Annotated in this window: 7 protein-coding genes; 1 reads left to right on the forward strand and 6 read right to left on the reverse strand. The window is 71.1% G+C overall.

Annotated elements, in window-relative coordinates; genetic code table 11:
- Positions 1-70 precede the first annotated feature (70 nt).
- From ACWD5O_RS25090 to ACWD5O_RS25115, 6 genes are all read right to left on the reverse strand, one after another.
- Positions 71-1,096, reverse strand: coding sequence for a YihY/virulence factor BrkB family protein (locus ACWD5O_RS25090; RefSeq protein ID WP_450086736.1), 1,026 nt, complete (start codon positions 1,094-1,096; stop codon positions 71-73).
- Positions 1,097-1,158: 62 nt separating this feature from the next.
- On the reverse strand, positions 1,159-1,968 hold the full coding sequence (locus ACWD5O_RS25095) for an ABC transporter permease (RefSeq protein ID WP_450086737.1): 810 nt from the start codon (positions 1,966-1,968) through the stop codon (positions 1,159-1,161).
- 10 nt (positions 1,969-1,978) lie between these two features.
- On the reverse strand, positions 1,979-2,779 hold the full coding sequence (locus ACWD5O_RS25100) for an ABC transporter permease (RefSeq protein WP_450086746.1): 801 nt from the start codon (positions 2,777-2,779) through the stop codon (positions 1,979-1,981).
- Between the two features lie 230 nt (positions 2,780-3,009).
- Complete coding sequence (locus tag ACWD5O_RS25105; RefSeq protein WP_450086738.1) at positions 3,010-3,261, reverse strand: DUF397 domain-containing protein; 252 nt, start codon at positions 3,259-3,261, stop codon at positions 3,010-3,012.
- Positions 3,262-3,408: 147 nt separating this feature from the next.
- A complete protein-coding gene (locus tag ACWD5O_RS25110) occupies positions 3,409-3,948 on the reverse strand; it encodes a hypothetical protein (RefSeq protein WP_450086739.1) in 540 nt (179 codons plus the stop codon).
- A 128-nt stretch (positions 3,949-4,076) separates the two neighbouring features.
- Positions 4,077-5,009, reverse strand: coding sequence for an ABC transporter ATP-binding protein (locus ACWD5O_RS25115; RefSeq protein ID WP_450086740.1), 933 nt, complete (start codon positions 5,007-5,009; stop codon positions 4,077-4,079).
- A gap of 144 nt (positions 5,010-5,153) precedes the next feature.
- Between ACWD5O_RS25115 and ACWD5O_RS25120 the strand changes: the two genes are divergently transcribed.
- On the forward strand, positions 5,154-6,164 hold the full coding sequence (locus tag ACWD5O_RS25120; RefSeq protein ID WP_450086741.1) for a hypothetical protein: 1,011 nt from the start codon (positions 5,154-5,156) through the stop codon (positions 6,162-6,164).
- The last annotated feature ends 48 nt before the right edge of the window (positions 6,165-6,212 follow it).

Below are 6,212 nucleotides of genomic sequence, written 5' to 3' on the forward strand. Positions count from 1 at the left end.
TGTGCCGTCGCCGGACACGCCACCGCCCCGCCACCTGACACCCAGGTGGCGGGGCGGTCGGCGGGAGTGGTCAGCGACGGCCCGCGGCGTTCCGCTTCTTCCTCAGCTTGCGGTCGTCGCGCAGCTCGACGTACGGCTCCTCGTCGGCCGAGTGGCCCGCCGAGATGGCCCGGCTGCGCTCCAGCTCCGCGTCGAACTCGGCGCCCAGCAGGATCGCGATGTTGCTCAGCCAGAGCCACACCAGGAAGATGATCACCCCGGCCAGCGTCCCGTACGTCTTGTCGTACGAGCCGAAGTTGCTCACGTAGAAGGCGAACAGGCCGGAGATCACCAGCCAGATCACCACGGCAAGCACGCCACCCGGGCTGACCCAGCGGAAGCCGCCGTGCCGCGCGTTCGGCGAGGCCCAGTACAGGATCGCGAACATCAGACTGACCAGGATCAGCAGCACCGGCCACTTGGCGACGTTCCACACCGTGACCGCCGTCGAACCCACCCCGATCGCGTTTCCGACCAGTTCGGCCAGGCGCCCGGTGAAGACCACGATCACCGCGCAGGCCAGCAGCAGCACGCCGATCACCGCGGTCACGCCGACCCGGATCGGCAGCGTCTTCCAGATCGGCCGTCCCTCCGGCACGTCGTAGATGGTGTTCGAGGCGCGCATGAACGCGGCAACGTACCCGGACGCGGACCAGAACGCGGCCAGCAGACCGATGATCGCGGCGATGCTCGCCAGCCCGCCGTTGTCACCCGCCTGGGTGATCGCGTCCGTGATGATCTGCTGAATGTTGCCCTCGGGCACCGCCTGCTTGACGGTGTCCTCGACACCCTGGGTGGCGGCCGGGCCGAGCAGGCCGAGGATGGAGATCAGCACCAGCAGCCCGGGGAAGATGGACAGCACCCCGTAGTAGGTCAGCGCGGCCGCCCAGTCCGTCAGGCTGTCGTCCTGGAACTCGGTGACCGTGCGGCGCAGCGCCGCCTTCCAGCCGCTGCCGGGCAGGTCGGTGGGGCTGTCCGGCCCCTCGTCCGGGCCGACCGGCCCACGGGCCGGGTCACGGTCACGCCCGCTGCCAACGGAAGACTGGTCGGAGGCCATCGCCCCTCCTCATCGTCGTGGTGTCGCCTCCGACGTGCCCCGAGGAGGGCGGCGCGTAACCCCTACCGGTAGAGCAACCTGCCCATCCGGCGGGAAGCGACCAGCAGGCCGAGCGCCATCATCGCCAGCAGGTAGAGCACGTCAAGCAGCCAGAACCAGCCGCCTGTGCCCAGCGCGACGCCGCGGATCAGGTGCACCGACCGGTAGAGCGGCGTGACCTCGATCAACCAGTGCAGCAGGGCCGGGTAGGCCTGGGCCGGCACGAACGTGCCGGAGAAGAGGAAGAGGGTGAACTGGGCGGAGCCCATCAGGTCGAAATCCTGCCAGCTGCGCATGAAGGTGGACAGCGCCATGCCGAGCGCACCGAAGGCGAACCCGACCAGCACGGCCGCCGGAAGCGCGGTCAGCGCCCGGGCGACGCTGGTCAGGCCCAGCGCGACCATCACACCGAGGAACGCCGCCGAGTAGGCGCTGCCCCGCAGCATCGCCCAGCCCAACTCGCCGAGGGCGATCTCGAACGGCCGTACCGGGGTGGCGATCACCCCGTCGTACAGCTTCATGTATTTCATCTTGCCGAAGAAGTTGAACGTGGTCTCCGCGAGCGCCCCGGTCATCGCCGAGGAGGCGAGCATCGCCGGGGCCACGAACTCGGCGTACGAGACCAGCCGCCCGTCGGGCAGCGGCAGGTCGCCGACCAGCGTGCCGACGCCCACCCCGATCGAGAGCAGGTAGAGCAGCGGCTCCACGAAGCCGGAGAGCAGCAGCAGCCAGTAGACCGACTTCAGCGCCGCGACGTTGCGCTCGACCACCGACGCCGACCGCCGGGACGCGGCGGAGACGTCGACCAGCCGAGGCAGGATCAGCGTGACCACGACAACTCCCCTAGACGATGAGCTTGCGACGGAACGCGCGCAGCGCCAGCAGCCAGCCGGCGAGTGACCAGGCCGCCAGGTAGAGCAGGTGCCCGGCGATCGACCACTGTGGGGCGACGCCGAGCGTGGCCGCACGGCAGAGGTCGACGGCGTGCCACAGCGGTGTCCCGTACGCCAGCCAGCGCAGTGCGTCGGGCAGCGACTCGACCGGGAAGAACACCCCGGCGAACAGCGTCATCGGGATGACCGCGAACCGGAACAGCATCGCCAGCCAACTGTCGCTGGTCACCAAGGCGGCGTACGCGAAGGTCGGTGCGGCCACGGCAAGCCCGAGCAGCGCCACCACCGGCAGGGTGGCCACCGCCCACGGTGAGCGCAACGCCCCGAACAGCCCGGTGACCAACAGGAACGCCGCGATCGTGGTGAGCACCCGGAACATCACGAAGGCCAGGTGCCCGGCCAGGACGTCGGCCACCCGCAGCGGCGCCGCGCTCTGGGCGAAGTACGTCTTGATCCACCGGAAGTTGCTGAACACCGGCCACGTCGAGTCGCCGACGGTCACCTGGAGGGCGGTCGAGGCGATCAGCCCGGGGACCAGCCAGTCGAGGTAGCGCACGCCGCCGACGCCCTGGTCGATGTAGGCGCCGACGCCCAGCCCGAAGCCGAGCACGGTCAGCACCGGCAGCAGGAACGAGGAGAACACCCCGGCCCGCCAGGTGCGCCGGTAACCCACCAGGAAGTAGTCGAACACGGCGAGCGCCGGCACCCGTGGCAGCGCGGGCCGAGCCCGCTCCCGCGCCGAACCAGCCACGCTCACCACGACCACCCCCGCCACACCACGCCCGCCACACCGACCTTCCTACCCCGGGGGTACGACAGGCCGCCGGTCACCCTACGGCCACATCCGCCGACCTGTCCCCCGGGTTTCGGGCCGATGATCGACACGGCTTCAGGATGTCGGGGTGTCAAAGCCACCGCGACACCCCGACTTCCCGGAAGCCGAGTGGATCTAGGAGCGGATCGGAACGGCGTGGCCGCTATCTACCGGCGAACGGCGTCGGACCCGACGAACGCGCGCCAGGCATCGGGCGTGAAGGCCAGCACCCGGCCGGTCGGATCCTTGGAGTCGCGCACGGCCACCAGCGCGGGAAGGTTGTCGGCGCCGCGTGGCCCTGCTCCCCAGCCCGTCTGTCGCTGCTCGGCGAATACCGCGAGGACCGGATCGGCCTGCTCATCTACCTCGCCACGCTGCTTTACGAGGCGGCCGGGGACTTCGCCGGCCAGGCCGGTCACGACCGACTCAGCGACCGATTCCTCACCTGGGCCAGAGCCCGTTGAGCCGTGATCGTTGGCGGCTCAGCAGCTCGACACGCGGGAAAGGTTGCTGCTGAACCGTCAACGATCGGACCGTGTCGACCTCGGCGGCGAAGCGCGGGCCGGTCACACCGGCCGGTGCGCGCGGGTCAGCGCCTGCACGGCGTAGCCGAGCAGCAGCAGCCCCGCGCCGGTGCCGACCACCAGACCGGCGGACACCGCCGAGGCGAGCGCGGTGACGAGGCCCGCCACCGCCACCACGCACAGCGCGACACCGAGCGGCCGGAGCAGCGGGTCCCGCAGCAGCGGGGCGAGCGGGAAGAAGTGCAGCCCGACCACGGCGCAGACCAGCACCGGGATGTACTCGGACCAACCGGCGGCGGCGAGCACGGCGGCGCCCAGCCCGGCGGCGGCGAACTCCGCGACCACGATCAGCAGGTACCGACGGTCGGTCGCCCGGTCCCGAGGGCCGCCCGCGCCCCGGGTGCGGGCCGACAGCACGCCGCCCACCACGGCGGTGAGCAGTGCCGCGATGCTGCCCACCACCAGCAGGGCACGCAACGGCTGCTCCGCGGCGGGCACGCTGAACCAGACCATCGCGAAGATGCCCAGGTAGAGGGCGGTCAGCCCGGCCTGATGCCGGCTGTTGGTCTGTACGTCGGACATGAAACCCCCGTGGTCAACTCCGGGTCGGGCGGACATGCCGACCCGGGCGCCGATGCTACGCAAGATCACTCCGGCGGCGCACCCCCGGTCATCCGCCATCTGACCCGTTCGTCGGGCGCCCAATCGGGTCAGTCGACCAGGGTGCGGCCGGTCAGGTGCAGGAAGACGTCCTCCAGGCCACTGCGCCGCACCAGCACATTGGCCGGGCTGAGCCCCAGCGCGGCGACCTCGGCGACCGCCGCGTCGCCGTCGGGCACATACAGCAGGACCCGGTCGGGCAACACCTCGACCCGCTCCCCCAGCCCGTCGAGCTTGCCGGCGAACGGCTCCTGCGACTCGGCGGCGAAGCGAAGCTCGACCACCTCGCGGGTGGAGTGCTGCTCGATCAGCGCCCGGGGTGAGCCCTCGGCGACGATCCGCCCGCCGTCCATCACCACCAGCCGGTCGCAGAGCTGCTCGGCCTCGTCCATGTAGTGCGTGGTGAGCACCAGCGTGACGCCCTGCTGCTTGAGCCGGAACAACCGCTCCCAGACCAGGTGCCGGGCCTGTGGGTCGAGCCCCGTGGTCGGCTCGTCGAGCAGCACGATCTCCGGGTCGTTGACCAGCGCGCGGGCGATTGTCAGCCGGCGCTTCATCCCGCCGGACAGCGGCTCGACCTTGCTGTCGGCCCGCTCGCTGAGCTGGACGAAGTCCAGCAGCTCGGCGGCCCGCTCCCGGGCCACCCGCCGCGAGATGCCGAAGTAGCGGGCGTAGACGGTGAGGTTCTCCCGGACGGTCAGCTCGGGGTCGAGGTTGTCCAGCTGCGGGCAGACGCCGAGCCGGGCCCGGATCGCCGGCCCGTCGCGGACCGGGTCCATGTCGAGGATGCGCAGCTCGCCACCGCTCGGTGGGGAGATGCAGCCGACCATCCGCATGGTGGAGGACTTGCCGGCGCCGTTGGGGCCGAGGAAGCCGAACGCCTCGCCCGAGCGCACCTCGACGTCGATGCCGGCCACGGCGGTGAAGTCGCCGAACCGCTTCAGCAGCCCGCGAGCCTGAATCAATGGTCGCCCCGAAGTCACCGCCCGACCCTAGCCGCCGGGTCCGACAGCCCTCCAGGCAAATTCCGGCAGGGACGACGGGACGCTGCCCCACCCTCGACCGCACTGCGCCGAAACGGCCGTCGATGCCCCACCTGCCGCTTGATCGACGTGTATCGTCCCCTCGTGTCGTCCACCCGTTCGCCCGACGGTTCGCCGCCACCCGCACAGCCGGCCAACTCCCCCGCCGATGAGCCCACACCGGGCGACGGCGGCGCACCGCCCCGACCGAGAGCGGCCGAGACCGACGCGCCCGCTGCGGCCGACAGCGCCGATCTCGCCGGGCGGGCCGACGACGACGCTCGCGCCGACACCGAACGGGCGACGCGGGACCTGGCCGCCCAGTTCGAGGACGAGAAACCGGGGCGGGTGTTGTCCGGGCCGGCCGGTCTGCTCCTCACCGCGGCGGCGCTGGCGGTCGGCGCACTCGCCCTCTGGCAGGTGTTCCGCCCCCTCGCGCAGGGCAGCAAATACTATTTGATCTTCTTTCTGGCGGGCGTACTGCCGCTGGTCTTTCTGGTCTACCCGGCCGACCTGCGGCTCGCGGCCCGGCTCCGGGCCCGGCTGCGCCGCACCGGCGGCGACCGACCGGTCGGGCCGGGCCTGCCACATTCGGCGCCGGCGCGACCCACCGCGGTGGACTGGACCCTGGTCGCACTAGCGGTGGCCGGCTGCCTCTACCCCGTGCTGCCCATCAGCATCGGTACGGGCGGCGGCGGCTACAACGCCTTCCTCGACCGGCAGGGTCTGCTCGTGCCGATGGACCTGGTGATGGGCACCCTCCTGCTGCTTCTGCTGCTGGAGGCGTGCCGGCGGGCCACCGGGTGGATCCTGCCCGCCGTCTGCCTGCTGTTCCTCGGCTACGGCTACTACGGCGGGCTGCTGCCGCAGGCCTGGCCGGTCGCGCACTCGGGGCTCGACTTCAGCCAGTTGATCGACGCGTTCTACAACTCGGACAGCGGCTTCTACGGCACACCCCTGGATGTGGCCGCCTCGTACATCGTGCTGTTCACCATCTACGGCGCGGTGCTGGAGCTCTCCGGAGCGGGGCGGTTCTTCGTCGATCTGTCGGCGGCGGCGTTCCGCCGCTCCGGAACGTGTCAAGGATTTGAGGCCAGCGGGAGTTATGCGGCTTGAGGTTCCGGCTCTGGTTTGTTGATCCAGACCTGTTCGGGCAGATCGAGG

The organism is Micromonospora sp. NPDC005161 (assembly GCF_053599855.1).

Bases quoted from the DNA above. Each gene is read 5' to 3' on its own strand.
- ACWD5O_RS25110 (WP_450086739.1), bottom strand. From the start codon at position 3,948: ATGTCCGACGTACAGACCAACAGCCGGCATCAGGCCGGGCTGACCGCC.
- ACWD5O_RS25090 (WP_450086736.1), bottom strand. From the start codon at position 1,096: ATGGCCTCCGACCAGTCTTCCGTTGGCAGCGGGCGTGACCGTGACCCG.